The sequence below is a fragment of the Tolumonas auensis DSM 9187 genome (genome assembly GCF_000023065.1).
In the GTDB taxonomy this organism is placed as follows: Bacteria; Pseudomonadota; Gammaproteobacteria; order Enterobacterales; family Aeromonadaceae; genus Tolumonas; species Tolumonas auensis.
The window spans coordinates 1854664-1881653 of sequence record NC_012691.1 but is presented as its reverse complement, the minus strand read 5'-3'; the positions used below and the strand labels follow the sequence as shown (position 1 = coordinate 1881653).

Annotated in this window: 28 protein-coding genes; 8 read left to right on the top strand and 20 right to left on the bottom strand. The window is 49.6% G+C overall.

Translation table 11 applies throughout. From position 1 onward, the window contains the following. The first annotated feature begins 15 nt into the window (after positions 1 to 15). From TOLA_RS08715 to TOLA_RS08680, 8 genes are all read left to right on the top strand, one after another. Positions 16 to 2529: a beta-glucosidase gene (locus TOLA_RS08715; RefSeq protein WP_015878795.1), complete on the top strand. Its 2514-nt coding sequence runs from the start codon at positions 16 to 18 to the stop codon at positions 2527 to 2529. A gap of 351 nt (positions 2530 to 2880) precedes the next feature. Beyond that, complete coding sequence (gene arfA, locus TOLA_RS16970; protein WP_015878794.1) at positions 2881 to 4392, top strand: arabinosylfuranosidase ArfA; 1512 nt, start codon at positions 2881 to 2883, stop codon at positions 4390 to 4392. 5 nt (positions 4393 to 4397) lie between these two features. Then, entirely contained in the window at positions 4398 to 5495 is a 1098-nt protein-coding gene (locus TOLA_RS08705; RefSeq protein ID WP_015878793.1) for an ABC transporter ATP-binding protein, read from the top strand. After that, entirely contained in the window at positions 5495 to 6376 is an 882-nt protein-coding gene (locus TOLA_RS08700) for a carbohydrate ABC transporter permease (RefSeq protein WP_015878792.1), read from the top strand. Before TOLA_RS08705 ends, TOLA_RS08700 begins: the two co-directional genes overlap by 1 nt. After that, positions 6376 to 7281, top strand: a complete 906-nt coding sequence (locus TOLA_RS08695; protein WP_015878791.1) for a carbohydrate ABC transporter permease — start codon at positions 6376 to 6378, stop codon at positions 7279 to 7281. Before TOLA_RS08700 ends, TOLA_RS08695 begins: the two co-directional genes overlap by 1 nt. A gap of 97 nt (positions 7282 to 7378) precedes the next feature. After that, on the top strand, positions 7379 to 8692 hold the full coding sequence (locus tag TOLA_RS08690) for an extracellular solute-binding protein (protein WP_015878790.1): 1314 nt from the start codon (positions 7379 to 7381) through the stop codon (positions 8690 to 8692). A gap of 74 nt (positions 8693 to 8766) precedes the next feature. Beyond that, positions 8767 to 9765 (top strand): LacI family DNA-binding transcriptional regulator, encoded by a 999-nt coding sequence (locus tag TOLA_RS08685; protein ID WP_015878789.1) that lies wholly within the window; start codon positions 8767 to 8769, stop codon positions 9763 to 9765. A 166-nt stretch (positions 9766 to 9931) separates the two neighbouring features. Then, positions 9932 to 10891 (top strand): glycoside hydrolase family 43 protein, encoded by a 960-nt coding sequence (locus TOLA_RS08680; protein ID WP_015878788.1) that lies wholly within the window; start codon positions 9932 to 9934, stop codon positions 10889 to 10891. A 1-nt stretch (position 10892) separates the two neighbouring features. On the opposite strand, the gene TOLA_RS08675 is transcribed toward TOLA_RS08680, so the two are convergent. The 20 genes from TOLA_RS08675 to TOLA_RS08580 form a co-directional block, all read right to left on the bottom strand. Then, positions 10893 to 11753, bottom strand: a complete 861-nt coding sequence (locus TOLA_RS08675) for a GHMP family kinase ATP-binding protein (protein WP_015878787.1) — start codon at positions 11751 to 11753, stop codon at positions 10893 to 10895. Beyond that, positions 11746 to 12825 carry a threonine-phosphate decarboxylase CobD gene (gene cobD, locus TOLA_RS08670; RefSeq protein ID WP_015878786.1) on the bottom strand — a complete coding sequence of 360 codons (1080 nt, stop codon included), beginning with the start codon at positions 12823 to 12825 and terminating at the stop codon, positions 11746 to 11748. The genes TOLA_RS08675 and cobD overlap by 8 nt, the downstream gene beginning before the upstream one ends. A 33-nt stretch (positions 12826 to 12858) precedes the next feature. Continuing rightward, positions 12859 to 13641: a uroporphyrinogen-III C-methyltransferase gene (cobA, locus tag TOLA_RS08665; protein ID WP_015878785.1), complete on the bottom strand. Its 783-nt coding sequence runs from the start codon at positions 13639 to 13641 to the stop codon at positions 12859 to 12861. 3 nt (positions 13642 to 13644) lie between these two features. After that, complete coding sequence (locus TOLA_RS08660) at positions 13645 to 14823, bottom strand: acetate/propionate family kinase (RefSeq protein ID WP_015878784.1); 1179 nt, start codon at positions 14821 to 14823, stop codon at positions 13645 to 13647. Positions 14824 to 14844: 21 nt separating this feature from the next. Continuing rightward, positions 14845 to 15276 (bottom strand): EutP/PduV family microcompartment system protein, encoded by a 432-nt coding sequence (locus TOLA_RS08655; protein ID WP_015878783.1) that lies wholly within the window; start codon positions 15274 to 15276, stop codon positions 14845 to 14847. A 2-nt stretch (positions 15277 to 15278) separates the two neighbouring features. After that, positions 15279 to 15629 (bottom strand): ethanolamine utilization microcompartment protein EutS, encoded by a 351-nt coding sequence (gene eutS, locus TOLA_RS08650; RefSeq protein WP_041609804.1) that lies wholly within the window; start codon positions 15627 to 15629, stop codon positions 15279 to 15281. A 21-nt stretch (positions 15630 to 15650) separates the two neighbouring features. After that, positions 15651 to 16199 (bottom strand): BMC domain-containing protein, encoded by a 549-nt coding sequence (locus TOLA_RS08645; protein ID WP_015878781.1) that lies wholly within the window; start codon positions 16197 to 16199, stop codon positions 15651 to 15653. Positions 16200 to 16202: 3 nt separating this feature from the next. After that, complete coding sequence (locus TOLA_RS08640; protein WP_015878780.1) at positions 16203 to 17582, bottom strand: 4Fe-4S dicluster domain-containing protein; 1380 nt, start codon at positions 17580 to 17582, stop codon at positions 16203 to 16205. Then, positions 17579 to 18694 (bottom strand): 1-propanol dehydrogenase PduQ, encoded by a 1116-nt coding sequence (locus TOLA_RS08635; protein ID WP_015878779.1) that lies wholly within the window; start codon positions 18692 to 18694, stop codon positions 17579 to 17581. Before TOLA_RS08635 ends, TOLA_RS08640 begins: the two co-directional genes overlap by 4 nt. Before the next feature lie 21 nt (positions 18695 to 18715). Beyond that, positions 18716 to 20119 carry an aldehyde dehydrogenase family protein gene (locus TOLA_RS08630; protein ID WP_015878778.1) on the bottom strand — a complete coding sequence of 468 codons (1404 nt, stop codon included), beginning with the start codon at positions 20117 to 20119 and terminating at the stop codon, positions 18716 to 18718. Then, positions 20116 to 21159: a cob(I)yrinic acid a,c-diamide adenosyltransferase gene (locus TOLA_RS08625; protein WP_015878777.1), complete on the bottom strand. Its 1044-nt coding sequence runs from the start codon at positions 21157 to 21159 to the stop codon at positions 20116 to 20118. Before TOLA_RS08625 ends, TOLA_RS08630 begins: the two co-directional genes overlap by 4 nt. Before the next feature lie 10 nt (positions 21160 to 21169). Then, a complete protein-coding gene (locus tag TOLA_RS08620; protein ID WP_015878776.1) occupies positions 21170 to 21457 on the bottom strand; it encodes a EutN/CcmL family microcompartment protein in 288 nt (95 codons plus the stop codon). Positions 21458 to 21460: 3 nt separating this feature from the next. Further along, positions 21461 to 21961 carry a microcompartment protein PduM gene (gene pduM / locus TOLA_RS08615; RefSeq protein WP_015878775.1) on the bottom strand — a complete coding sequence of 167 codons (501 nt, stop codon included), beginning with the start codon at positions 21959 to 21961 and terminating at the stop codon, positions 21461 to 21463. Between the two features lie 3 nt (positions 21962 to 21964). Beyond that, positions 21965 to 22597, bottom strand: coding sequence for a phosphate propanoyltransferase (locus TOLA_RS08610; RefSeq protein WP_015878774.1), 633 nt, complete (start codon positions 22595 to 22597; stop codon positions 21965 to 21967). Then, positions 22594 to 23100 (bottom strand): BMC domain-containing protein, encoded by a 507-nt coding sequence (locus TOLA_RS08605; protein WP_015878773.1) that lies wholly within the window; start codon positions 23098 to 23100, stop codon positions 22594 to 22596. Before TOLA_RS08605 ends, TOLA_RS08610 begins: the two co-directional genes overlap by 4 nt. A gap of 33 nt (positions 23101 to 23133) precedes the next feature. Next, entirely contained in the window at positions 23134 to 23409 is a 276-nt protein-coding gene (gene pduJ / locus TOLA_RS08600; RefSeq protein WP_015878772.1) for a propanediol utilization microcompartment protein PduJ, read from the bottom strand. Between the two features lie 37 nt (positions 23410 to 23446). Beyond that, entirely contained in the window at positions 23447 to 23803 is a 357-nt protein-coding gene (locus TOLA_RS08595) for a glycerol dehydratase reactivase beta/small subunit family protein (protein ID WP_015878771.1), read from the bottom strand. After that, the gene (locus TOLA_RS08590) at positions 23800 to 25626 is read right to left on the bottom strand and encodes a diol dehydratase reactivase subunit alpha (protein WP_015878770.1); all 1827 of its coding nucleotides are present in this window, start codon (positions 25624 to 25626) and stop codon (positions 23800 to 23802) included. The genes TOLA_RS08595 and TOLA_RS08590 overlap by 4 nt, the downstream gene beginning before the upstream one ends. 160 nt (positions 25627 to 25786) lie before the next feature. Next, on the bottom strand, positions 25787 to 26305 hold the full coding sequence (pduE, locus tag TOLA_RS08585) for a propanediol dehydratase small subunit PduE (RefSeq protein ID WP_015878769.1): 519 nt from the start codon (positions 26303 to 26305) through the stop codon (positions 25787 to 25789). 14 nt (positions 26306 to 26319) lie between these two features. Then, positions 26320 to 26979, bottom strand: coding sequence for a propanediol/glycerol family dehydratase medium subunit (locus TOLA_RS08580; protein WP_015878768.1), 660 nt, complete (start codon positions 26977 to 26979; stop codon positions 26320 to 26322). Between the last annotated feature and the right edge of the window lie 11 nt (positions 26980 to 26990).

The following is a 26990-nucleotide window of genomic DNA, read 5'->3' as shown; positions in this document are numbered from 1 at the left end:
CTAAAGGAAGATAATATGACAGGGTTTAAACCAAAGCTGTCCATAGTGACAATGGCTGTTGCAATCGCAATATCTGGTGTTATTACTGGCTGTAATGACAACTCATCTGATAAATCGACATCTACAGTTAAAGATGATGCATATTATAAATCGATGGCAGAAGGTTTGGTTGCCAAAATGACTGTCGATGAAAAGATTAAAATGTTGATCGGCCCAGGATATACCACTACCCCGGGCAGTAATAATTCAAGAACATATGGTACTGATTATTCGCAGATCTCCAACGTGAAAAAAATTGTTCCGGGGGCGGCCGGATATATCAATGGTGTTTACAACGAAGCGACGGGTCTTGATATTCCTGCAGCCAAGCTGGTTGATGGTCCGGCGGGCATTCGTATTTATCCGACACGTGAAGGTCAGGAAGGTCTGGATCCTGAATCCGGTACTTATTACGCGACCGCTTTTCCGACCGGAACATTATTAGCGTCAACCTGGAACGCGGAACTGGCTAAAGAAGTTGGTGAAGCGGCTGGTAATGAAGCCAAAGAATATGGCGTTGATTTCTGGTTGGCACCAGGATTGAATATTCAGCGAAATCCGTTAAACGGCCGTAACTTTGAGTATTATTCTGAAGATCCGCTTATTTCGGGTGTGATTGCAGCCGCCGTTGTAGACGGTGCTCAGAGTGAGGGTATTGGTGCAACGATTAAACATTTCGCGGCCAATAACTCAGAGACAAACCGCAGAACAGTGAATGCGGTTGTCACACCACGTGCACTGCGTGAAATCTATTTGCGTGGTTTTCAATATACGGTTGAAAAATCTCGTCCCTGGGCATTGATGACCTCTTATAACTCTATTAATGGTGTCAACGCAGGCGAACGAACAGACCTGATGACGAATATTCTGCGTGATGAATGGAAATTCAATGGTTTCGCGATGAGTGACTGGTGGTCAGGCTGGGATCCGGTAGCGCTGGTAAAAGCGGGTACTGATGTGATCCAGCCAGGCGGAGCCTATCGCATCTTCAGAGGCGCTGACTGGTTAACCGTATTGCAGGATGCTCACAAGAATAACCAGTTGAGTGATGAAATCATCAACCGGGATGTGGTTCGCACTTTAACGCAAGTTCTCAAAGCGCCATCAGGACAGAATTACCAATATTCAAATAATCCTGATTTAAACGGTCACGCTCAGATAGCTAAACAAGCTGCTGAGGAAGGCATGGTGTTGTTGAAAAATGATGGTTCAGCATTGCCTATCGCAATGTCACAAAAAATGGCCTCATTTGGTATCGGTCAGATAAATACCTTTAAGGGTGGTACTGGTAGTGGCGATGTGCATTCACCTTATATCAAAAATATTTATGATGGTCTGGCAGAAAAATATGCCATTGATGAAGAGATAGGCACTTTCTATCAGGAATTCTTCAGTGCTAATAAAACGGTGACAACGGATACGTTTGGTGTCTCGGAAGTTATTGCCTGTCCGGAGCCTGAAGTTTCGGTTGAACAAATTAATGCTGCTGCTTTATCCAGTGACGTTGCTGTTATTACGATTTCACGTAATGCCGGGGAGGGTACCGATCGTACTGCCGCAGAAGGTGATTATCTGTTAACACCAACTGAAACGGCGTTAATTGATAATGTAACAACCGCATTCCATGCTCAGAGCAAGAAAGTGGTGGTGATTCTGAACATCGGTGGTGTTATTGATACCACTGCCTGGAAAGATAAGGTTGACGGTATTCTGTTGGCTTATCAGCCAGGTCAGGAAGCGGGTAATGCGATTGCAGACATTATCGCGGGTGTTGTCAGCCCAAGCGGTAAGCTGGCGCAGACATTCCCTGCCAGCTATGCCGATGTGCCTTCATCTACTACTTTCCCGGGTGTGACAGAAAGTACCTATGACAACGCAGGTCCTGTTGATCCAAATGTAGATACATCAATCACACCTAAATTGGCGGATTATAACCAGTACTATAACGAAGACATTTACGTCGGTTATCGTTATTACCATACCTTTAAAAAGGGCGTCTCGTATCCGTTCGGTTTCGGTCTGTCCTACACCACTTTTAGCTTCGGCAATTCTGCTGTAGCGAATAACACCTTAAACGGTCAGGGTAAAACAGGCAGTGTGACCATCACGACCAACGTGACTAACACGGGCTCTGTAGCTGGTAAGGAAGTTGCTCAGGTTTATGTTAATGCGCCGGAAGTGAAGCTGAAAAAACCAGAGATTGAGCTGAAAGCTTTCGCCAAGACTGACAAGCTGGAATCGGGTGCTGCGCAGCAGCTGACGTTCAACATTTCAGCAGAAACTCTGGCCAGCTTTGACGAAGCCCATAACCAGTGGATCGTTGAACCGGGTGTTTATAAGGTTTACGTAGCTTCATCATCAGATGTGTCTGCGGTTGAACCAATCACCTTCTCTGTTGATAAAGAGATTGTTGTAGAAAACACAACTCCGGGTGCGTTGCAACTTCAGCCTAATTTTGCGGATAAGTCTTTCGTTAATGTAAGTGAATAAGATAACTCTTTAGTCCTCTTGGTGAGCCCATATTGTGGGTTCACCTTTTTTATTTCTGATATTCGCTGAGCGTCATTTCCCACTACGTTTGGGTCTCTTTAGAATCCGCTTTTGTCTTTTGTCGAAAATATGGATTTTTCAACTGCATAAAAATTCCACTGGTTCCTTTTGAACTCTGTTTGTTCTGTATATCCCTCCCAACGCGTGTTTTTTCACCAGTAATTGTGATTTGTCTCCTGTTTCTGAAAACACGGGATTGCTGAGAAAATAAGTCTACTAACATTATTACTAATAATTATTAGTTGCTGCTTTCGGGCAATTCTGACTGCAAACTCACGATTGGAGCAGGTCATGGAAGTCTTGGTTACAGTAAACAAAAATTCTGTCATATCGGAAGTTGATAAACGAATCTTCGGTTCGTTCATCGAACATATGGGGCGTGCGATATATTCTGGTATTTACGAACCTGAGCATCCTTCTGCCAATCAGGAGGGATTTCGTGGCGATGTGATCGAACTGGTGAAGGAATTACAGGTTCCGGTGGTGCGTTATCCGGGCGGAAATTTTGTCTCGGCCTACAACTGGGAAGATGGCATTGGCCCGAAGGCGCAGCGACCAACCCGTTTAGATCTGGCATGGCACTCCAGTGAATCCAATCAGATCGGTATCCATGAATTTGCCAACTGGGCCGAAACGGTAGGCAGTGAAATGATGCTGGCGGTGAATCTGGGTTCGAGAGGCTTAAGCGATGCCCGCAACTTTCTGGAATATGTAAACCATCCGCAAGGATCTTACTGGTCTGATTTACGTCGTAAGAATGGCCGCGAACAACCCTGGGGTGTCAAAACCTGGTGTCTGGGTAATGAGATGGATGGCCCGTGGCAGATTGGTCAAAAAACGGCTGATGAATATGGTCGTATCGCTTATGAAACCGCGAAAGCGATGCGGGCATTTGACAGAAATCTGGAACTGGTGGTGTGTGGTTCTTCCAGTCCGGATATGCCGACGTTTCCTGAGTGGGAAAAAACGGTGCTGGAACACACCTACGATGCGGTTGATTACATTTCTCTGCATATGTATTTCAAAAACCACGAAAGCAATACAGCACGCTTTCTGGCGCAATCCCTGCGGATGGAACGCTACATCGATACCGTTGCGTCCACCATCAATTATGTGAAGGCGAAGAAGTATTCCGATAAACAGATTTATATCAGTTTTGATGAGTGGAATGTCTGGTATCACTCAGAGGAACAAGACAAGAAGATATTGTCAGGTCAGGAAGGCTGGCCGCATGCGCCCGCCATTCTGGAAGATATCTACAACTTTGAAGATGCGCTGCTGGTTGCTTGTCTGATCAACAGTTTTATCCGCAAAAGCGATATCGTCAAAATTGCCTGTCTCGCTCAGCTGGTCAATGTGATTGCGCCGATCATGACAGAGGAAGGTGGTGCAGCCTGGCGGCAGACCATTTTCCATCCTTTTAAGCTGGCGTCATTACATGCACGCGGCAACGCATTGCAGTTAGACATTCACAGCCCTTGCTATGCGGTGGAATGGGCGAGTGACGTGCCGTATATCGATATGTCCGCCGTTTACAATGAAGAAGAGAAAACACTCAATTTATTCATTGTTAACCGCCATGAAAGTGAACACATCTCTCTGCGTACCGAATTTCAGCAATTTCAGAATTTGCACGTAAGTGCGCATCAGACTCTTAGTGGTCACGATCTGCAAAGCTGCAACTCCAGCCAGTTTCCGGATCGTATCAGACCCGATAAAGGCGAGGCTCCGGTTATCGACAATCAGCAGATTGAGATTTCTGTTGCGCCTCTTTCCTATCATTTCATCCAGTTAAAGGAATAAACGTTATGTCATCGGCTATCGAAATTAGAAATTTAACTAAGCGCTACAATGATTTAACGATTTTGGATGACATATCCTTCTCGATTGAACCGAGTGAGTTCATTGTTTTTCTAGGCCCGTCAGGCTGTGGCAAATCCACTTTGCTGCGCATGATCGCCGGCCTGGAAAGTATCAGTGACGGTGAGATTTGGATGGATCAGAATCGCCTTGATGTGCTGCCGCCCGGCAAACGCGATGTGTCGATGGTGTTCCAGAATTATGCGTTGTATCCGCATATGACCGTGGAAGACAACATGGCATTCGGGCTGAAAAATATTGGTACTGATCCGGATGTGATCCGCACCAGAATCAAGTCGGCCGCAGAAATGCTGGAAATGACGCACCTGCTGAAACGCAAACCCGCTGAGCTTTCCGGTGGTCAGCGCCAGCGTGTGGCGATCGGGCGGGCGATTGTCAGAGAACCGAAAGCGTTCCTGTTTGACGAACCACTTTCCAACCTGGATGCCGCATTGCGTGGCCGTACCCGTATTGAGCTGGCGCAACTGCATCAGCGCGTAAAAGCCACCATGATTTTCGTTACCCATGATCAGGTGGAAGCGATGACACTGGCCGATCGTATCGTGGTGCTGAATAACACCCGGATTGAACAAATCGGTACACCGATCGATATCTATCAGCGACCTGCTTCGAAATTTGTGGCCGGTTTTGTCGGTACACCTGCCATGAACTTCGTCAATGTGGCGGCGTTAACCAATGACGGCGGCACTACCACAGTGCAGATCGACGGGATGAAACCGATCGACACCAGCATTGCTTATGCAAAATTGCCGGATCCGCAGGGATGCTTTGAATTAGGTGTCCGGGCGGAAGACATTGATTTGGTGGATGAAGCAGAAGCCGAAGTCAGTGGCACCGTTTCCTTTGTTGAACGGCTAGGGGAACGTACGCTGCTGTATGTCCGGCTGGCCGATGGCCGGATGCTGATTGCGGATACGGATGGTAAATCGCAAATCAGTGCCGGGGAAACAGTGCATCTGAAGATGAACAAAGTTTCAGTTCATCTGTTTGATGCCAACGGTGTTGCTTACCACGGAGAAGAATGATGAAAGATCAAATTCGTAACCGGGGTGAGTGGCTGAATCTGGCCTTCATCCTGCCGTATTTGCTGGTATTTATCGCGATGATCCTGATCCCGCTGGTATGGGGGATCAGCCTGAGTTTTGAAAAGGTGGATCTGTTTGGTGGCGGTCGCTTTGTCGGCTTGGCTAATTATCAGCGATTACTCAGCGATAAGATTTTCCTGCAGACGGTCGGTAATACACTCTATTTTGTTCTGCTGACGGTGCCGGCACTCGTCGTGCTCGGGCTGTTTCTGGCCATCGCGCTGAACAAGCAGACCTGGGTTGCTGCCAGTCTGCGCGGGATCTTTTTCTCCTCGACCATTTTGTCGGTCACGGTGGTCACGCTGATCTGGCGCATCGTCTTTATTCCGAATGACGGCCTGATGGCGAACATCTTTACGAAGTTAGGGATGGAGCCGATCGCCTTTTTGTCTGATCCCAACTGGTCACTGATTGCGGTCGCAGTCGCCACGGTCTGGTGGTGTCTGGGCTTGCCGATGATGCTGTTTATCGCAGCTTTGCAGCAGATCCCGAAAGAGATTTATGAAGCTGCTGCACTGGATAACGCCAGCCGCTGGACCGTATTTTTCCGGATCACTGTTCCTTCCATCATGCGCACGATTGTGCTGGTCGTCATTATTGAAATTGTCATGCAGTTTCAATTGTTCGGACAGGCATTGCTCATGACCAACGGCGGCCCGAATAACGCCTCGCGCTCAATGGTGATGTTCATTTACGACGTTGGTTTCCGACGCTGGGATATCGGTCTTGCTGCTGCCGCTTCCCAGATCCTGTTTGCCGTCATTCTGGTGGCAGCCATGGCGCAGTTTTTTGTTTCCAGCCGTTCAAAGAGGAATGCCTGATGTCTCAAGCCAAAGTTATGAATTCAGGTCTTCAGATCCGTGCGTCTGATACCGAAAAACAATTGGTCACTCATAATCCGGGTGTCACCAAAACCAGCCGGGCGGTGCTGATTTTTACTGTGCTGCTCTCATTACTCATGCTGGCACCGTTCCTGTGGACGCTGGGGCTGTCGTTCAAGTCGAATCAGGAACTGATGATGGGGACGGAAACGGTGTTCCGTTTCCCTTACACGCTGAAGAACTACCTGAACATTATGGAGAGTTCTGCAGTATTCGGCTGGCTGAAAAACAGTCTGATTGTTTCCGGTTGTATGACGCTGGGTGTGCTGGCGCTCTCTTCACTGACCGGATATGCGTTTGCGCGGCTGGAGTTTCCGTTCAAACGAGTGCTGTTTGTGGTGATCCTGATGGGGCTGGCAGTGCCGGAGCAGGCAGTGATCATTGCCCGTCATCAGCTGTTCAGTCAGTTCGGTCTGCATAACACCTATTTGGGGCTGATTTTACCGGGGTTATCGGCACCCTTTGGCGTATTCCTGATGACGCAGTTTTTCAAGGCGATTCCGAAAGAGATCGATGAAGCGGCCTTACTGGATAATGCCTCCCGTTTCAAAATCTTCTGGAAGGTGCTGCTGCCGTTAACGCTGCCGGCACAGGCGACGCTGGGTATCCTGACTTTCCTGACTTCCTGGAATGACTATTTCTGGCCGTTGATTTCTGCCACGCAGAAAGAAATGTTCACGCTGACGGTGGGTATTGCGTCATCTCAATCCAATTTTGCGCAGAGTGAAGGGCTGGGCTTCCTCTCTTCGCAGGCCATTTTCTCTGCGATCCCGATCATTCTTGTCTACATCTTTTTCCAGAAACACATAGTGACCGCGGTGTCAGGAGGTGCAGTGAAACAATGACAGACAGGATGAATCAATGCAGTAACTAAACAATGCAGTAACAGAACAACACAACAACGAATATGAGAGATGATCTCATTCAGGAAGGGAATGAATAATGAAACATTCACGCGTTTTTGTTTGCATGACTTTAGCTTCTTTACTTAATGCCTCCAGTGCATTTGCCGCGACACAGTTACACCTGCAGCGTTTCTTTGGTGCCTGTGATGCCGAATACGGGAAAAGCACCGACGTCAGTGCCGCCGAAGGCGAGTGCGGCATCATGACCACACTGATCAACAAATTCAGTGCCGAGCATCCGGATATTGAAGTCAAAGTTTCAACCGTGGAATGGCCGGGTTACGATCAGTTAACCGCGCAGATGGCTTCAAGAACACCGCCTGATTTGGTGACGATGCATAACTCAGTAATTGCGGATTACCAGTCCCGTGATTTGATCCTGCCGATCGACGATATTCTGGCGACAGCGAAAGTCGATAAATCGGTTTTTACGCCGACTGCGCAGAACGGTGTAGTACGCAATGAGAAAATGTATGGTCTGCCAATTGATACCTGGACCATGCTGTATCACATCAATACCAAACTGATGAAACAGGCCGGGTTGATGGATGCTTCCGGCAAACCGGTCTTACCAACTACGCCGGATGAACTACTGAAACAGGCGCGTCAGTTCAAGAAGGCGACCGGCAAACCGTATTTCGTGCAGATTTTATCTAACGAAACCGCTGCCTACGCGCGCCTCTTCTATACCTATATGTTCCAGCAAGGCGCTGAAATATTTAAAGATCCTACGCACATACAGCTCAGCACTCCTGAAGCAAAAAATATTGTAAGCTTGTTCAAGCAGATCTATGACGAAGGTCTGACCACTAAAAATATGGATTATCCGGCGACCGTGTCTGCGTTTTCCAACGGGGAAGGCGGTATATTACTGAACGGTAACTGGTTGCTCGGCACTTACGATGCGGAATCGCATAAAGCGACCAGTGCACTGTATGAAAGTTATGCCGCAGTGCCTTATCCTCAGTTGTATAAGGCAAAAGCAGCCACCTATGTTGATGGTCACTCATGGGTCATGCCAAATAAAGAGCATAGTCAGGATGAACTGGCCGCTATCGGCGCATTTTATAAATTCATGGCTGACAACGACTTCCAGTGGTCGCGTACCGGACATTTACCGAGCGTCAAAGCTGTGCTGGAAAAACCGGAATTTCAGGCATTGCCACAGCGTACCAACCTGATGGATGTTACGAAGATTGGCACCGGTTTACCGAGCAAGGTTGAACGACAGTTCGCTATTCAGGACATCATTGGTGAAGAACTGGCGGCAGCCATTACCGGAGCCAAAGATATCGATTCGGCCCTTGCGGATGCCGAGTCCCGGGTCAACGAAATGCTGGCTAACTTGTAGTAATCAACGGATTGTCTGACTCAGTTTGTTCTGAGTTTTGAATCGGATTTTAGCGGTAGAGTAATAGGCAGAATATGCGTAAGAAGAAAGTAACAATGAGCGATATTGCCACTGAGGCAGGGGTGTCTCAGCCGACGGTGTCCGCCATCCTGAATGGCTCTGACAGCATTAAAGTGTCGGAAGCCACGCGCATTAAAGTGCTGAATAAAGCCAGAGAACTGGGGTATGCACTGAAACAGAATATACGTCACAGCAATATGCATCCGCGTATTGCACTGGTGGTGAATAGTCTGAACATGCATGACCCGTTCATCAACGCTGTCTCTGCCGCTAAAACCAGAGCATGGGAACTCGATTACCTGCTGGTTGTATTCGATTACGAAGAAGACGAAGAGTTAAAACAGGCCATCTTTTCCGAGATAAAAGAAGACGATTATCAGGGGATGATATTTGCTTCGAACACGCCGAAGTCGATATCGCCGCTGGATGATGCTCCGCAGATCCCGACGGTGATGCTGAACTGCTTTTGCGATGTTCCCAGCACTACTTCGGCAGTAGTGGCCGCCGATTTTCTGGGAGGGTACCGGGCCACCGATCACTTAATTTCCCGGAATTACCGGTATATCGCCATGATCACCGGGGAGAGTTGGTCAGAGTCATCCATCCAGCGCCAAAAGGGTTATCAGCAGGCGCTGGTGAATGCCGACATTCCGGCTAATCCGGACTGGATTGTGGAAGGCAACTGGTCGGTTAAGCAGAGTTATCTGGAAACGCTTCGTCTTCTGGAATTAACACCCAGACCGGACGCGATCTTTTGCGCCAGTGACTTAATGGCGGTGGGTTGTTATCAGGCGATTGCGAAAAAAGGTCTGACCATTCCGGACGATATTGCGGTGATGGGATATGACAACCAGCTGTTAGCCAGTGAACTGACACCGGGACTGAGCTCGATTGATTTACCTTATGACGAGATGGGCAGAAAAGCCGTTGAACTGATTTGCAAGGTGTCGCCGGAAGAGGCGTTACCGCTGATAAAAATTGAAGGTGAGTTATATATTCGTGAATCTACATAAACGGTAGATCCACCTTCTGAATTTAGTCTGATTAATTTTTGCGTCTTATTCCGGCGCGGGATTCGTGCGCTCTGAATTCAGGATATACACATAACATATTTAGATTTACTGCGAACTTGATGAATTTCATCTGTTTTATTTTGTTTTAGGCAACGGAGTTATAAACATGAAAATCATGAACCCGGTTATTGAACAAAGAGCTGATCCGCATATTTATCTGCATACGGATGGTTATTACTATTTCACGGCTTCCGTCCCGGAATATGATCGTATTGAATTGCGACGTTCCCGGGAGTTAGCTGAATTAAGCACCACGAATGAAATTATCACCGCCTGGACCAAACCAGAAACAGGGCCATGCAGTGATCTGATCTGGGCTCCGGAAATTCATTATATTAATAACCACTGGTATATCTATTTTGCCGCAGCACCGAACCGGGAAATAAAAGATGCAGCTTTTCAGCATCGTATGTATGTGATTGGAAATGAAAGTGAAAATCCGCTGGAAGGGGAATGGCGTTTTTTAGGTCAGGTAGACTCAGGAATTAATGCATTCTGTCTGGATGCCACCACCTTCACTCACGACAATAAGCTCTATTATGTTTGGGCACAAAAACATCCGGATATCCGTGGTAATTCAAGTCTTTATATTGCTCAAATGAAAAGCCCGACAGAGCTACTTTCTGAACCGGTATTATTGAGCAAGCCGGAATTTGACTGGGAAACCCGCGGTTTTTGGGTCAATGAAGGGCCTTCAGTGCTAAAACGCAATGGCCGGATCTTTATCAGTTATTCCGCCAGTGCCACCGATGAAAACTATTGCATGGGGCTGTTATACGCCGATCAGAATGCTGATCTGTTGAATCCGGAAAACTGGCATAAGAATCCGGAACCCGTATTTCAGACATCATGGGAAAAACGAATTTTCGGGCCGGGGCATAATAGTTTCACGCAAACGAAAGATGGTAAGCAGGATTTACTGGTCTATCACGCCCGGAATTATACTGAAATAGAAGGTGATCCATTATGGGATCCGAATCGTCATACCTGTATTCAGACATTAAGCTGGAGTGAAGAGGGCTTTCCGGTATTTGGTTCGCCGCAAACGCAATTATCAATAGAGTGAATTATCTGATACCGCCCGCAGCCAATAAACAATAATGTTGCTGCGGGTAGTGTCTGTTCAAATATGAACTTTTAACCTCTGACATGATTTTTTCAACATCGTGCTGTCGGTTATCAAATAATAGGCCTACCACTGTGCCGCTATGTGCGACATTCAAACCATAAAGATTATGCTTATCAACTAATTGCATCAGATCATGAAATGCCGGTTTGGGTAAGATCTGCTGACTGGCTTCCGCGCTCAATGTGGTTGCTTCACCCAATTTATATAGATTGTTGTTTTGAGCTGCTTCCTGAAAATAACACCAGGCTTTTTCCAGCTTCTCTGCATTTGCCAGTAATGTCTGCCGGCGATCAATCTGATGGTAATCAGCCGTTATCAGCCGGGCATCACTTTCCAGAATCAGAATATCCAATTTCGGCGACCAGTTGTGGCCGATTTGCGTCTTACCATTGTTATGATCAAATAAGGTGAGCGCCTCGAAAATAGTGCTGTCGGTAGGTTCTATCTGAAGGCAAATATTGGCGATTTCCTGCTCTGATAGTCGTTTTTTTAATAACCGTGCAGTAGCAACAATAGTTGCTGCGATATCAGCTGTACTGCTGGCCATTCCTTTGGCGACAGGGATCGTCGAATCAAAGCGGATACGCAGTAATTTACTGACATCATCTGAGTATCCAACAGCTTTCAATACAATTCTGAGGGCCTGACGCATCCGCGGGCGTTCACTGGATTCAGGTGTGCCCTCAGTTACTTCGACTGTACTGAACCAGTTAATAGGGCAGGAGATCAGTTTTTCTCCACCATTGATCCAACCCTGAATGAATTCACCGCAGGATGCCGGACAGGATGCCTCAGCCATCGGTAAATACCTGCTGCATCGCCCGGATCAGCCTGACATTATCTTCCGGACTTTTTATCGCCACACGGTAATGGTTAGCGGTTAATCCCGGATAATTGGCGCAATGACGGATCAAAATATGGTGCTGTAGCAGTGCTTTCTGCAGATCAAGATTGTCACGCAGACAGTGAAAAAAGATGTAGTTCGCAGCAGGTCGCCAGACACGTAAGCCGGGCAGGGCATTCAGGGCATTAAACAGGTGTCTTTGTTCTGCAGCCAGCCAGCGATGCGTTGCCTGAATATATTCCCGATCACCCAAAATCACTTCACCGGCCAGTGCGGCAAAGGCGTTGATGGTCCAGGGTTCCCGGTAATCGCGCATTTGTGAAACTGCAGCCGTGTTGGCACTTAGCAGATAACCCAGGCGCAGGCCCGGAATGGCAAAAAATTTCGTTAATGAACGCAGTACATACAGATTGGGATAATCTGCCAGCAAAGGCACCATACCGGTTTCATGCGGAAGAAAATCAATAAAGGATTCATCGACAATCAGCGCGATCTGTTTCTGATGACAAACCGCCGCGATAGCCTGAAGGAGCGATTTGTCCGGTTGCTGACCTGTCGGGTTATTCGGAGTGCATAAGAACAGACAATCCAAATCATCAGTAAGCGCCGTCAGTAACCGTTCGTTGGGTTGAAAATCTTCTTCTTCAAACAACGGATAATTGACGATCTCACAACCGGCCCGCTCCAGTGCACGACGGTATTCGGCAAATCCCGGAACCAGCAACATCGCTTTTTCCGGTTTGATCTGTTGTACCAGTGCAAAGATCAACTCAGTGGCGCCGTTACCGGCCAGTACCCATGACTGCGGGCAGGCGTTATGCCTTGCCAGTGCAGCATGCAACTGGCGGTATTCGATGTCAGGATAGCGTTCGGCCAGGGAAAGGTGCCCGATAATCGCCTGCTTTAATGAATCAGGCATTCCCAAGGGGTTAATATTGGCACTGAAATCCAGAATATCACTGACATTCAGACCATATTTCTCCGCTATTTCCAGCACGTTACCGCCGTGCTGACCGCTTTTCGCCATCTGTGTTGATCCCTTTCCTGCAACCGTAAGTGACTATGCTATCTCACTAATGCCTGCGATTTCATTTAATTGCATCGCGGTTGGCGTAAATTGCAGCAATGACTGTAGCTGTACCACCTCACCGATCACGATCAACGCCGGTGCTTTAATGCCGGCACGGATGACATCTTCCGGTAAAGTCGCCAGTGTCCCGGCGGCGGATTGCTGAACATTGCGGCTGGCATACATTACCGCAGCGGCAGGGGTATCGGCCGGTTTACCGTGTTCGATCAACTGAGCGCAAATCGTATCAATCTGCGACATCCCCATCAGAATGACCAGTGTGCCCTGTAATCTGGCTAAAGTTGCCCAATCCTGCGGCTCTTTCCCTTGCTGTAAATGTCCGGTAATCACATGAAATGAAGAGGCATGATCCCGGTGAGTAACCGGAATACCGGCGTAGGCTAATCCGCCAATCGCAGAGGTAATGCCGGGTACCACTTCAAACGGAATACCGACTTTGGCCAGCGTTTCGACTTCTTCGCCACCACGGCCAAATACATAAGGATCACCGCCTTTAAGACGTACAACCTCACGCCCCATTAAAGCCTGAGCTACCAGGATCTGGTTAATTTCATCCTGAGGGATCGGGTGATTGTTCGGGGTTTTTCCGACATTAATCAGCTCGCAATCTGCACTGGCTTCTTCCAGCAATTCACGGCAAACCAGCCGATCGTAGACCAGTACATCTGCATTACGGATACAATGCAGTCCTTTTACTGTAATCAGGGATGCATCTCCGGGGCCGGCGCCTACTAACCATACTTTACCTTTCATAATTCACACTCTCATGACGTCACGGGCAATCATTAATTCTTCATTCGTGTTGATCACGGCAATTTTGACCGGGCCGGAATCCTGCTGAATAAAGGTTTCATTCGCATTATTTTTTGTTTCATCAAGGGCAATGCCGAGATATTCCAGTGCATGACATATTGCTGCACGGGCGGTACGGGAGTTCTCACCGATCCCGCCGGTAAAAATCAGCGCATCTAATCCACCCATGTGAGCGATGTAGCTGCCGATAAAACTCCGGATGCGTTCTGCAAACATTTTCAGGGCCAGTTGCGCCCGTTCATTACCTTCTTTTGCAGCTTGTTCTACATCCCGGTAATCATTGGAAACACCGGAAATACCGAGCAGACCGGACTCATTATTGATCAGCGCGTTAAGTTCATCCGCGGTTTTATTTTCCTGTTTTGCCAGATACGGCATGATGGACGGATCAATATCGCCGCACCGTGTTCCCATCATAACGCCAGCCAGTGGCGTAAAACCCATAGATGTATTCACCGAACGACCATGTTGAATGGCACACAGACTGGAACCATTTCCCAGATGGCAACTGATCAGGCGCAGGTCTGAAAGAGGTGTTTCCATTTTTTCGGCACAGATCTGACTGACGTATTTATGGCTGGTGCCGTGAAAGCCATAGCGACGGATACCTTGTTCCTGGTAGTAACGATAAGGCAGGGCATATAAAAAGGTTTCCGGGGGCATTGTCTGATGGAAGGAGGTATCAAACACTGCAACGGCTTTAGCATGAGGCAGCGCTTCCATAAAGGCGCGGATACCAATGGCATTCACCGGATTATGCAAAGGGGCCAGTGTGCCCAGATGCTCAATTTGCTGTAATGCTGCGGCATCAATACACGCAGAATCGCTGAATGCTTCACCGCCGTGAGCAACGCGGTGGCCGACACCGGCAATTTCATCCAGTGATTTTATGATCTCGTGATCAAGCAAAGCTGACAACAAGTGATCAACCGCCTGCTGATGATTTTCCACGGCAAAGGTTTCACGGTGCTTTTGTTCCCCATACTGAATGCTAAAAAAAGCATCCTGCTTGCCGATTCGTTCGATCATTCCCTTGGTAATCACTTGTTCATCCGGCATGGAGAAAAGCTGAAATTTAAGAGAAGAGCTGCCGGCATTTATCGCCATGATTTTTTGCAACATGGTGTACTCCGATTGACGACGTTAATTGAGATAGTCCAGGAGCGGTGAAATACCATCTCCGGTTATTGAGGACGTAACGAACAAGTATTCGGCACCTGCTTGTCTGAGCTGGTTAGTCGCGAATGACAAGGCGGCTTCATCTTTTGCGGTATCGGCTTTGGTAATAATGCCGATCACCGGCTTGTTGAATGCGGTAGCAAACATCGGCGCAAAAAAGCCTTGCTGGCAGTCGGCACTCTGGACAAGAGCAATAATGTCGGCATCGCACGAGGTGGTGATCAATGCACTGTAAAGGCAGCGGTTCTCCAGATATTCACCGGGCGTATCGATGGCGCAGTCGAAATAACCGAGCGCCTGTGTTTTCTGATACTGCATGGGCTCACCCTGCAGGCGTTGCAGCAATGACGTTTTGCCGCACTGGCTTTGTCCGATAAGCATGATTCGTTTCATCATGGTTATGTCCGCGTTAATTCGCAGGCGCTGAATTTCATCATGTCACCCAGAACGTGAATGACCTGCCGTAAGGCATATTCGATGGCAGAGACATCACCGGTGATGATGACGGCACCTGTGAATCGATCGATAAAGCCGATCGTGACAGCACCGGATTTGGTGGCGATATCGCTGGCAATGATGGCACCTTCACTCGGTGTGATTGTTAAGATGCCGATAGCACTGGCGGCTTCATTCAGCCCGAGTTTTTTGTAGAGTTCTTTATTCGGATTGGCGATCAGATGTGCCAGCGTGATCTGTTTCCCCGGTACATATTCCTGAATAACACGCTCTTTGGTTTGAAACTGTTCCAGCATAAAACCACCTTCGTCCGATTAGATTAACTGTTGCCAGAGGGCGTCATGGGGTTTGGCTATCACCATGCTATGTACCAGCAGCCCTTTTTCTCCGGCACTCTGGCTGGCGGCTTTTACTGCTGTTGTGGCATCGGCAATATCGCCATTCAGCACGAGATAACATTTACCGCCGATCCCGAAGGCCATATGGACCCGTACCAGCGTAACGTTGGCCGCTTTGACGGCACAATCTGCGGCAGCAATGCAGGCTGCAACACTGTAGGTTTCAACTACGCCCAGCGATTGCCGTTTATTTACCGGAGTAACACCGCTGATGGCAGGTAAAACGGAGGCATGTACATTGGGCAAGACAAAGCTGTCTACTTTCATGTGACTGCCTTCGTGCTCACCGTTCAGTACTGATTGCTGTACGGCCGCGATTTCACCACCCACCATCACGATGTATTTACCGGGGCAGATGGTTTTTGCACTCAACAGATCCACATTGGCACTTTTGAGCATGACATCAGTGACCTGAATGCCTTTGGCGATACTGTTTAATTCGACCAGACCAATTGCGTGATACATGCTTTATCCTCGGTTAATGGTGATACTTGCCGGCGTGACGCTGGTAATCCGGCCACTGATGCTGGCGTGAATGCCAACACTCAATGCATCTGCTTTTGGGTTGGCAATACACTGGCCGGTTACAACCTGATCGCCGGGCTGAACAATGGCTTCAGCTGCGACACCGATATGTTGCTGCAGTGGCAGCGTGACGCTTTCCGGTTGCCATGACAGGTCCGTGAACGGTGCTTCGTGGTAATACGGTTCAAGATTCAGGCGGGAAATCAGCCGTTTGATCGGAACCATGCGGTATTCCGCCATCGGATCCTGCTGGCGTAATTCGCCCTGATACCGCGCACCTTGCTGACGGAGTTGTTTTTTCAGCAACTGATTGATCCGCATCGGTGAAATTTCCACCGGACAGGCGTAACTCTCACAAACGCTGCATTCGGAGCAGGTGAGTGCGGATAACAGAATGGATGGTGTTGCCACCTGCTGATAATTCATTGCCCGCACCAGCAGATGGGGTGGTAGCTCATGACCAATGATGTGCCGCGGACAGAGTTCGGTGCATAAACCGCATTGTTCACACACTGTTTTTGCCATATTCAGAATGGCATCATCACTGCGTTTCCGGCGCTGAATGATGAGATGATCTTCCGGAAGAACCAGTAAACCACCGGTGGTTTTGGTAACTGGCGCATCCAGATCTGTGACCAGTTTTCCCATCATCGGCCCGCCGTTGATAAACGCCGGATCAGGGATGGTGGCTCCTCCTGCGAGCGTTAATACATCGCGTAATGTCACTCCCAGCGGAACCGTCACAGTCATTGGATTCCGTACCGCACCGTTGATGGTCAGGGTCCGGTGAGTCACCGGTGTTTCTGTTTCTAATGCGGCAGCAAGATTAAGCAGTGTCTGCACATTATTGACGACTACGCCGATACTGATGGGTAATGCAGCAGGGGGAACCCGGCGTCCGGTGGCCTGCCAGATGGTGATGACTTCATCACCGGCAGGATAGACATCAGGCAGAATGTGGATTCGTACGTTTTCTGGTAACAGTGGCTCCAGCGCGGCAATGGCCGGCTGATATTTTGCTTTCAGCGCAATAATGCCTTCTCTGGCACCTGTCGCCGCCATGCCATAACGTAATCCGCGGATAAGCTGACTGGCATGTTGAGTCATCAGTTGCTGATCGACTTTCAGCATGGGTTCACATTCAGCAGCATTGACCAGATAGATCTCTGCTTTTGCCTGCAATTTCACATAGGCAGGAAATCCGGCGCCACCGGCACCGACGATACCGGCCTGACGTACTTTTTCCGGAAGTGTATTCAGATCAAGTGATTGAAGAACTGCCCGGATTTGTTGTTCCTGCAAAATAACGGCAGATCCGCTCATAGAATAGCCTCTACAATCCGGCTGATTTCAATATCTGTAATCGGACAAGGGTTGGTTTTTAATGTGCTGTCAGCCTGTGTCGCCGCAATAATGTCGGGTAAACAGCTACGCACCTGTTTTTCGCTGATTTTCAGCGCATGTAACGAAGTGACGATACCGATCTGTTTCTGTAACTGACGGATATGATTGAGTAGCTGATTAAGTGCTGTTTTATCACTGGCATCCTGCGCACAGAACAGACAATGTTTGGCCATACTGGCGTAGCGTTTCAGGGCACGAACATCACTGGCAGCATTAAAGCTGATTACCTGCGTCAGTAATAACGAGTTAGCCAGACCATGCGCGATGTGAAACTGACCGCCAAACTGATGCGCAATCGCGTGATTCAGCCCCAATCCGGCCTGACTGAATGCCATACCTGCCATCGCAGAGGCATTGTGCATTTTGCTGCGGGTTTGCAGGCAATCACCTTTAACACAGGCAGTCGGCAGATAACGGAAGACGAGTTGCACGGCTTTTTCAGCCAGTGCATCGGTAAAATCGCTCGCGCCTTTTGATACATAGGCCTCCAGTGCATGGGTCAGTACATCCATCCCGGTATTGGCGGTGATCGCGGGTGGCACAGTCACGACCAGTGACGGATCAAGGATCGCGATATCCGGATAGATGCTGTCTTCAAAAATCGGATATTTAATGCCTTTTTCCGGATCACTGATCACCGTTGCACTGGTCACTTCTGAACCAGTACCACTGGTGGTCGGGATGGCAATACAGGTTTCGATATCCCGTCCTTGCTGACGCGCGAAATAAACAATGGCTTTGGCGGCATCAATAGCTGAACCACCGCCAAAACCGATGACGATGTCGGGTGTAACCGCGTTGAATTGGGTGATCCCGGCCACCACAATGGCAATGCTGGGATCAGGCGTGATATCGCTGAATAAATGAACCTCATTTTGCGGCGCTAACAGAGTTTCGAGCCGTGTATACGCCGGACTTTTGGCTAAAAAACTGTCACAGACGACCCAGATCTTTTTCCCGTTAAACCGCTTCAGTACATCCAGACTGTTAATACCACTGTAGATTTTCGTACTGACTAAAAACTTGTTCATTTATTCATGCCTCATCAGAACTTAGCGAATTGAAAAGCCATTGGTCAGTACACAGCGGCGTAAGCGACCGAACGTGCGGGCTGATGTGGTGCCTTCGCCGGTCGGGGTGGCAATGGTGAAGGTGGTGAATCCTTCTGCTCCCACACCAATTCCTGCGTAGGAAGGGCCGTTTTTCACGAAAATTGAAGTTTGCATCAGATGTGCAGCCTTGTTCAGGCGGGAAACATTCTGTGAATGCATCATGGCCGTATGGTGCAGGCCATCTTCCACTTTCAGTGCCAGCTGCAGGCCTTGTTCAAAGTTATCAACGCGAACAATCGGCAGCACCGGCATCAGTTGTTCGGTAACAACAAACGGGTCATTGGCCGGGACTTCCAGAATGATCAGTCGCGGTTCTTTGGCCGGGCAGGGAATACCTGCGGCTGCCAGAATCGTTGCCGGGCTTTTGCCGACCAGGCTCTTATTAGCCGCACCTTTCTGAATGCAGACTTCGCGTAACTGCGCGATTTGTTGAGGATCCGTGATCTGCATGGCGCCGAATTCGCGCATTTGCTGAATCAGTTGATCGGCGATGCAATCAACGGCAATCACGCTTTTTTCTGCGATGCAGGGCAGGTTGTAGTCAAAAGAGGCTCCCGCGACGATGTCTTGTGCGGCTTTGACGATCTCTGCGGTTTCATCCACCAGACAAGGCGGATTACCGGCGCCGGCACCAATCACTTTTTTCCCGCTTTTCAGCCCCATATTCACGATACCGGGGCCACCGGTGATGGCTAACAACGCGATTTTGTCATGTGCCATCATTTGCTGGGTGGCTTCAAAAGTCGGCTCTTTGACCGTCACGATCAGATTGTGGATACCGCAGACTTTGAAGGCGATCTCTTCCATTTTCTGGATTAACCACAAAGAGATATTTTTTGCACCGGGATGCGGGCTGAAATAGATCGCATTTCCGGCGGCCAGCATACTGATGCTGTTATTGATAATGGTTTCGGTCGGATTTGTGCTTGGCGCCACGGCACCAACTACCCCAAACGGAGAGTATTCAAACAACACCATACCTTCATCACCGGTCAGAGCAGTTGTTTTCAAATCTTCGATACCGGGAGTATTTTCCAGTGCCGCTTTGTTTTTCAGGATCTTGTCGGCGGTGTTGCCCATACCGGTTTCTGCGGCAGCACGTTCTGCCAGTTCAGACAGGCAGGGCGCAATCTCAGCACGAATGGCGGCAATAATGGCACTGCGGGTTTTTAACGGTGCTTCCTGATAACGCAGGAAGGCGGCATGCGCTGCACAGATGGCACTGTCCACATCATCAAACAGTGCAACAGACGAAGCGGTACATGCAGGCGTGTCCGTAGCGGAAGGCGTGAGCTGTTCAGTCAGAATAGTGCGGATTAAGCTTTCTAACTCAGTGTTATTCATTCTTCTTTCCCCAGATGTAATCCATGAAGTGCGGCTTGTGCAATACGCATATCTTGTTCAACGCTGCCACCGCTGATCCCTAAACCACCCACCAGGTGACCGTCGCGATAAAGCGGATAACCGCCGCCGAATGTCACCACTTTTCCACCACTGCTGGCTTCAAGCTGAAACAGGTCGGCACCGGGCTGGATCGCGGCGCTTAATTCGTGAGTTGCGGCTTTGAGGGCCACTGCGGTGTAAGCTTTTTTCGGTGCCAGTTCGAGACTTACCAATAACGCGTCAGGCATCCGGTAAGTCAGAATGGCATTGCCATGCCGGTCGGTGAGGGCTATCACCACCGGCACCTGCAATTCATTTGCTGCACAGATGGCTTGTTGCAGCAGACGATGTGCAAGCGAGAAGTCCAGCGCTAACTGCCCGCTGACAACCTGGGTAGCAGCTGTTGCCGCCGGGAGAGCATTCCGGCGTTCGGTGGTTGCGGACAGATAGCGCTGAATGACGGTTTTCACAATCTGCTCGGTATGAGCCTGCTGATCTTCAAAACGGGCAAGGGCATACAAACAATCAGAAAGGCGATTTAAATATTTCAGTAATTCCGGCCGGATAGTGGCCGTTTCAGACAGTTCCACCAACCGGCGCTCTGCCCGGCGCGCGATGGTTCGGGCGACATGTAACCGGCTGCCGGCTTCAGAGGTACCGGGCAGCACAAAACTGTGCACGGGTGGTAAGGCGGCCATGCAGCGATCAATCGCGTTCTCCATTGCCGTAATATCATCGGCTGTGACAACACGTTGATTGGCTTTGGTTGCGGCAGGATCAGCCGTCGCCAGTTCTGCTCCCAGATAAAACAGCTGATACTGAAGCGCTTCCAGCAGAGACTGGTTTGCTGCGTCTTTGACTTCCTTACTGGCCAGACTCAGCATGGCATTCAGTTCATCCACGGTGCCGTAAGTCTCGACGCGTAAATCGGTCTTCTTCACTCTTGCGCCACCCACTAACGCAGTTGTGCCTTTATCGCCGGTTTTGGTGTAGATGCTCATGAATCGCTCCTCATACCGATGGGGTTTGCGATAAGGAATCAACGATGCCGACAATTGCCAGATCGATTGCTTCGTTCGGTTCACTAAATACCCAGCGCGCAGAAGCTCCCCGTGCGATCAGCACGATTTCACCTTCACCGGCACCGACGGAATCAACCGCCACTTCTTCGCGTAAGCGTTCTTGTTCCGGGTGCGTGCCATCCGCATTGAGCAACTGGACTAACAGCAATTTCTTTCCGGTCAGGGAATGTGATTTTTGTGTCGAAACGACGGAACCGATGACTTTGGCTAATTGCATGATTTACTCCGGCCGGATCCATTGCATGTGGCGCTGAGTCAGCACATCTGACGCCAGCGGGGTTAATAACGAGCGCGGCGCAATCAAGAGCGTGCCGGGTCTCAGACTGATCACATCGCTGTAACCAATCACTGATTTTGGGCATAACCAGATCGCTTGCCCCTGATGATCACTGAGGGTGAGCGCCAGTTTGCTTAGCCCTGCGACAGGTAAGGCAGTCAATAACTGCTGATGCAGACTGATGTGCAGATGAATGCCATAAGACATCGCATCAAGCGCAGTGGCGACTGCCGGATGATTAGCATCGAGCGCAGCGAGTTGGCGCATAAAGCCAAGATCGGGCTGCTGAATGTGCAGATTGGCATGACGTACATAAACAGAAGGAGACAGTCCTTGCGCTAAATCTGACTGACGGGCAGCAAACACGGCACGTTCACGTTGCTGCAGCAGAGCAACGATCCGGCTGACGATCTGCTCAGTTTGATCCAGAGGAAGGGCGGCCATGATCTATTCCCTCACCAGCGTGGCGAAGGCCGCCGGATTATCGACATCGGCGGCATTGGCTTCGTCGGTATCAATGTGCATTTCCAGCGTCATCTCAGGAGAAACCCGGATCGCAACATCATCAAAAATGGTTTTGCGACTGCTGCCTTCAATGGCTACTTTGACGGAGTCACCGTGCTGCACGCCGTAAATCAGCGCATCCAGCGGGGACATGTGAATATGGCGCAGGGCAACAATCACGCCTTCATTCAGTGTGATTTCCCCGAACGGGCTGATCAGCTTGATGCCCGGCGTATTACTCAGTTTGCCGGATAAGCGTAGCGGGGCAGTGGCTCCCAGAGTCCGTGCATCGGTGCGTGAAATTTCAATCTGGCTCTGACTGCGTAACGGTCCGAGAATACGGACGTTTTTCAGATGACCTTTCGGGCCGGCAACGGTGACTGTCTGTTCGGCGGCAAATTGTCCTGGTTGTTTCAGGGCTTTTTTGACCGCTAACGGCTGATCAGGAAACAATTGCTGATAGTCAGTTTGTGATAAATGCACATGACGATTGGACACACCCAGCGGGATAGGGTGTTGACGCAGTTCATCCAACACATGGCAGACAGCGGTTCTGACGAGTTCTTTTTCCATCATGCGTGACCTCTGGCATGAATACATTTACTTCGTGGTTCACCTTTCTGGCGCGGGCAAAGTGGGTCCTGACAGAGGTTGCAGGTCACTTTGCCGTCAGGAAAATCCACGGTTGGTTCTCCTTCCTGATCGGGTGTCACTTCGTCGGTTGCTGTTTTGGAAACGGCTTCCTGAGCGATGGGTTGTGCTTCTGCTGGTTCAGGCGTTAGTGCTGGTTGTTCTACCTTGGTTTTTGATGGAACGACCTGTTGCATCAGCTGTGTATCAGGACGGGCTAATAATGATTTCGCGATCAAACCACCATGTTTCACTGCGAAAGCCGCGCCAGTGCTCAGTGCGGCATCGACCGCAGCCACATCACCCGTAATTTTGATGGTCATCCAACCACCACCTTTGCATGTATCAATACCAACCAGCTTGACCGAGGCCGATTTCGCCATGGCATCTGCTGTGTTGACGGCCAGCGCAAAGCCGCTGACTTCTAATAATCCGAGTGATAATTTCACGTTGCACACCTCTTACTGGCTGGCTTCCCTGAATTACAGTGATTTCGGTAAAATGTTTTCCACATCGCTGTGAGGGCGAGGGATCACATGACAGGACTGAACCTGACCGACGTTTTTCGCCGCTGCAGAGCCGGCTTCTACCGCCGCTTTCACTGCGCCTACATCACCCCGCACCATCACGGTGACGAGCCCGGAACCTATTTTTTCGTAGCCAACTAACTGCACATTGGCTGATTTCACCATCGCATCAGCCGCTTCAATGGCAGCGACTAATCCTTTGGTTTCGACAAGACCTAACGCATTGTTCATTTTTGCTCTCCTGTGTTTCGCTTGGTATGAACGCTTATTACAACGGCTTAAACGGTAAACCTTTCACGAGTCTGGCGGCGTTATTGCCGAGACTTCGCAATACATCCACTGGTTGTGTCAGTGGTTTACTTAACTGAAATAACGGGCTGGCAGGCATCAGGTTTTTGTAATGAATAACGAGTTGTTCCCGATTGCAGGCCATCCCTACTAAGAGCGGCGATTGCTGCGCAGCCAGATAAGCCGCATCCGTAACATCGCTGCCAGTTATTGGTTTTAGCTGAAACGGAATGCCTTCCTCTTCGATGCCATAAAACACCTGTTGCCATAACCCTTGCTCACAATCAGCGAGGGTATGCACGATGATGACGGGCTGTTCTTCATGCAGTGATTTCATGCCGGCAGCTCCCGCAGATAAGAGAGGATCAGACCGGTGGCCACAGCGTTACGCGGGCCTTCACAACCGCGGATATTGCCGCGGCCAGCGACCAGGTTGTAATGAGACAGGGCATCGGTCACCAGTTGCGGCACCTCAAAATCAAGGGATGAACCACCGACCAGCACCACAAACGGAATATCGCGGATATTGCCGGTCGGGCTGACAAACTGCAGGGCACGCAGCGAGTTGGCGACAAATACGCGCTCTTTGGCGGAACGGCGGATATTGCGTACTTTTTCCAGCGCAAACTCGCCGGGAAGCGGGATAAATTTGCCTTCTTTTACTACTACCACGCGCGCGAACACCGCGGCTGGCAGGGGGCTATCAAAAAACTGCACTGAGCCGTCTTCATGACGGATGTGGAACAGACTTTCTACTTTTGCCAGCGGATATTTCTTGATGTCTTCTGCCAGATAGCGATCTTCCAGACCCAGCTCCGAGGCGATGATCATCGTCACCATATCGCCGGCACCGGCGAGGTGGGTGGCAACGATTTCACCTTGCGGATTGATGATCGACGCATCAGTGGAGCCGGCACCCAGATCGAGAATCGCCATCGGTTTGGTGGTGCCGGGTGTGGTAAGTGCGCCTAAAATGGCGGCTTCGGCTTCCGCCCCACCGATTTGCACTCCGATATGCAGCGTGTTGTGAATTTCTTCGGCGATCCGCGCCATTTGCAGATGATCGGATTTCACCATTGAAGCGATGCCGACCGCTTGTTCCAGTGAGAATTCACCGGCCAAACCGCCTTGCACATTCACTGGCACGAAGGTATCGACAGCCAGCAGATCCTGAATAAAGATTTCGCCGGAAGGCTTGTTGGTCAGCTCTGCCATGGTCTGGCGCACGTTTTCCAGCATACCGCCGATATTGGAACCGGATTCGCCGGTCACGTTATCCAGCTGGCGACAGGCTTTGACGGCCTGCATGATTTTTTCACTGCCGGAGGCCACATCGACGGTTGTGGTGCGGCCATTGGCAAACAGCATCAGATGACCTGCCGGAATAGTTCTGGCTTTGACGTCCCCCTTCGGTGTTTTCACCACTACCGCAGAACGGGTACCGATCAGCGCACGGGCAACTGGCACAATATTGCGGGTTTCATCTGAAGAGAGATTAAATACGGTGGCGATACCATAGGGGTTGGACAAGGTGCTAATCACCTGTCCGGGCATGGCAACTTCAACTGCAGCCAGCATACCCATCGGAATTCTGTCGATATAACTGACTTCATCGACAATCGGAATTGGTTTTTCAAGACGGTTATTCACTAAAACACCGTCATCGCGTTGCAAAATTGCGGCTTCAATGCGGTATCCGGCTTTGACGGCGGCGTTGATCATCCCGGCAATATCGGCAAAGTCGAGCTGAGCAGGCGCGACAACAATATAAGATTCACTGTTGCTGCGGGAAAGCAGTTCATCGAAGGTAATGGTGATGCCCACACCCAGGCCGAGTCCGCCGGGGGTTTTCGGGTTATGACCAATCATAGTGGATTCGGTAATGATGGTTTCCGTGATGGTTTCCATCGCGACATCACCAATAACCGGTGTTGCTTCGTTAATGCGGATCAGACTCAGATCACTTAAAGCAATACCGGCTTTTTCCACCAGCAGGTTCAGTGCTTTGTAGATGCCAAACAAATTACGTTTGGTGCCTTTGATACCAGTAGTCTCGGTTAATGCACTGGCGATAAAACGGAAATCACCATTGGATCTCCGTAATCCCAGCGCCACTTCAGTTGAAGAGTTACCGATATCAACGCCTACAATGTATTCCATCACCTTACCTCGATTTGTCATACCCTTCCCACTTGAAGTTGCAGCGGCGTTGGCTGCGTTCTTTCGCCCCAATCACATAGTTGATCTATGCTCATGGGGTCTCATTCGCTTGCCGCCTACCTGCAATTTCAATTGGTTTGGGTATAAGCACGCTAAAGATTTAATCATCGCCTTTGAGTTTTTTACGCGACAAGTAGAGTTCAGCCGCTTCACGGACAAATCCGGCACAGATTTTTGCGTTGTACTTCTGTTCCAGTTCGTTCGCGATGGTGAGCAACTCGTCTTTTGACGAACGGTAAGGACGCAGCGCGTTATAAATCTCCAGCACGCGCTCATCCGGCACCGCAGTCAGTTCGGCAGCACGTTCAAAGTTCAGAGCCAAAAGGTCTCGACCTGCGCTGCGGGCAATATCAGCCTGAATACGTAATATTTCAGGCGTAATACGCATGTCTTGAGCAGAGATCTTGTCGCTTAGTACATTTTCCAACGTGATGTCATCGAGTGTTTTATTGGTCGATGTTTTCACCCAGTCAGGATGTTTATTGGCCAGTGGATAATCGTTTACTGTCGCACCGCTTTTTGAGGCGGTTGGCGCTGAAACCACAGGCGATGCACCTTGCAGGCTGTTCATTTTGCTCAGCACATCACGCACCATGGATTCAATAGCTTCTGAATTCATTGTCATTTCCTTTATTAAAGTGCGACCTGTAATTCCTGCGCGTTCTTACCGATCACCACATGTTTGGTTTCCTTGATATGCAGCACCGCTGATTTGGCCTGATATTTCGGACGTGCCATCTGATCGTTCAGTGTTGGCACCGGTTGTGGTGATTCGCCCTTGGCATATTTCGCCGCGTTTTTGCCGATCTGGCGGTAGGTCTCCAGCGTGATCAGCGGTGCTTGCGGGAACAGCTCCAGGTTGGAAAGCGGTGGTAATCCACGCTGGTGAATGACTGTGGTGCCTTTCGATTGAATACCAATCGAGATGCCAGAGCCGCTCAAACGGTTGCCTTCCACTGCCACAAACGCCACGTCAGAAGATTTAAAGCAGCGGATCACGCGTGCTTTTAAGCCCTCTTCTTCGATGCCGGCGATCACTTCACGCAGGATGTTTTTGTGGGAAACACCAACCATATTTGCGGTCTGTGACAGGCCAAAAGCAGGGCCCACGGCGATGACAACTTCATCACGACCAGTGCCTGATTTGGCTTCACCTACTTCCTTCAGAAAGCACTCACCAGATGCGGGTGCTGCTGCGGTTTGTTTGAAGGAAACGCTTTTGTCTTGTGACTGCATGCCTTGCAGTACTTCTTCAATGATTTGACGCAATAGCTTTTCGTTAATATCAACCATGACACGTCTTC

What these genes read in the sequence shown, in the direction of transcription:
- TOLA_RS08715 (WP_015878795.1), top strand. Translation starts at nt 16, where the DNA reads ATGACAGGGTTTAAACCAAAGCTGTCCATAGTGACAATGGCTGTTGCA.
- arfA (WP_015878794.1), top strand. Translation starts at nt 2,881, where the DNA reads ATGGAAGTCTTGGTTACAGTAAACAAAAATTCTGTCATATCGGAAGTT.
- TOLA_RS08705 (WP_015878793.1), top strand. Translation starts at nt 4,398, where the DNA reads ATGTCATCGGCTATCGAAATTAGAAATTTAACTAAGCGCTACAATGAT.
- TOLA_RS08700 (WP_015878792.1), top strand. Translation starts at nt 5,495, where the DNA reads ATGAAAGATCAAATTCGTAACCGGGGTGAGTGGCTGAATCTGGCCTTC.
- TOLA_RS08695 (WP_015878791.1), top strand. Translation starts at nt 6,376, where the DNA reads ATGTCTCAAGCCAAAGTTATGAATTCAGGTCTTCAGATCCGTGCGTCT.
- TOLA_RS08690 (WP_015878790.1), top strand. Translation starts at nt 7,379, where the DNA reads ATGAAACATTCACGCGTTTTTGTTTGCATGACTTTAGCTTCTTTACTT.
- TOLA_RS08685 (WP_015878789.1), top strand. Translation starts at nt 8,767, where the DNA reads ATGCGTAAGAAGAAAGTAACAATGAGCGATATTGCCACTGAGGCAGGG.
- TOLA_RS08680 (WP_015878788.1), top strand. Translation starts at nt 9,932, where the DNA reads ATGAAAATCATGAACCCGGTTATTGAACAAAGAGCTGATCCGCATATT.
- TOLA_RS08675 (WP_015878787.1), bottom strand. Translation starts at nt 11,753, where the DNA reads ATGGCTGAGGCATCCTGTCCGGCATCCTGCGGTGAATTCATTCAGGGT.
- cobD (WP_015878786.1), bottom strand. Translation starts at nt 12,825, where the DNA reads ATGGCGAAAAGCGGTCAGCACGGCGGTAACGTGCTGGAAATAGCGGAG.
- cobA (WP_015878785.1), bottom strand. Translation starts at nt 13,641, where the DNA reads ATGAAAGGTAAAGTATGGTTAGTAGGCGCCGGCCCCGGAGATGCATCC.
- TOLA_RS08660 (WP_015878784.1), bottom strand. Translation starts at nt 14,823, where the DNA reads ATGTTGCAAAAAATCATGGCGATAAATGCCGGCAGCTCTTCTCTTAAA.
- TOLA_RS08655 (WP_015878783.1), bottom strand. Translation starts at nt 15,276, where the DNA reads ATGATGAAACGAATCATGCTTATCGGACAAAGCCAGTGCGGCAAAACG.
- TOLA_RS08645 (WP_015878781.1), bottom strand. Translation starts at nt 16,199, where the DNA reads ATGTATCACGCAATTGGTCTGGTCGAATTAAACAGTATCGCCAAAGGC.
- TOLA_RS08640 (WP_015878780.1), bottom strand. Translation starts at nt 17,582, where the DNA reads ATGAGCGGATCTGCCGTTATTTTGCAGGAACAACAAATCCGGGCAGTT.
- TOLA_RS08635 (WP_015878779.1), bottom strand. Translation starts at nt 18,694, where the DNA reads ATGAACAAGTTTTTAGTCAGTACGAAAATCTACAGTGGTATTAACAGT.
- TOLA_RS08630 (WP_015878778.1), bottom strand. Translation starts at nt 20,119, where the DNA reads ATGAATAACACTGAGTTAGAAAGCTTAATCCGCACTATTCTGACTGAA.
- TOLA_RS08625 (WP_015878777.1), bottom strand. Translation starts at nt 21,159, where the DNA reads ATGAGCATCTACACCAAAACCGGCGATAAAGGCACAACTGCGTTAGTG.
- TOLA_RS08620 (WP_015878776.1), bottom strand. Translation starts at nt 21,457, where the DNA reads ATGCAATTAGCCAAAGTCATCGGTTCCGTCGTTTCGACACAAAAATCA.
- pduM (WP_015878775.1), bottom strand. Translation starts at nt 21,961, where the DNA reads ATGGCCGCCCTTCCTCTGGATCAAACTGAGCAGATCGTCAGCCGGATC.
- TOLA_RS08610 (WP_015878774.1), bottom strand. Translation starts at nt 22,597, where the DNA reads ATGATGGAAAAAGAACTCGTCAGAACCGCTGTCTGCCATGTGTTGGAT.
- pduJ (WP_015878772.1), bottom strand. Translation starts at nt 23,409, where the DNA reads ATGAACAATGCGTTAGGTCTTGTCGAAACCAAAGGATTAGTCGCTGCC.
- TOLA_RS08595 (WP_015878771.1), bottom strand. Translation starts at nt 23,803, where the DNA reads ATGAAATCACTGCATGAAGAACAGCCCGTCATCATCGTGCATACCCTC.
- TOLA_RS08590 (WP_015878770.1), bottom strand. Translation starts at nt 25,626, where the DNA reads ATGGAATACATTGTAGGCGTTGATATCGGTAACTCTTCAACTGAAGTG.
- pduE (WP_015878769.1), bottom strand. Translation starts at nt 26,305, where the DNA reads ATGAATTCAGAAGCTATTGAATCCATGGTGCGTGATGTGCTGAGCAAA.
- TOLA_RS08580 (WP_015878768.1), bottom strand. Translation starts at nt 26,979, where the DNA reads ATGGTTGATATTAACGAAAAGCTATTGCGTCAAATCATTGAAGAAGTA.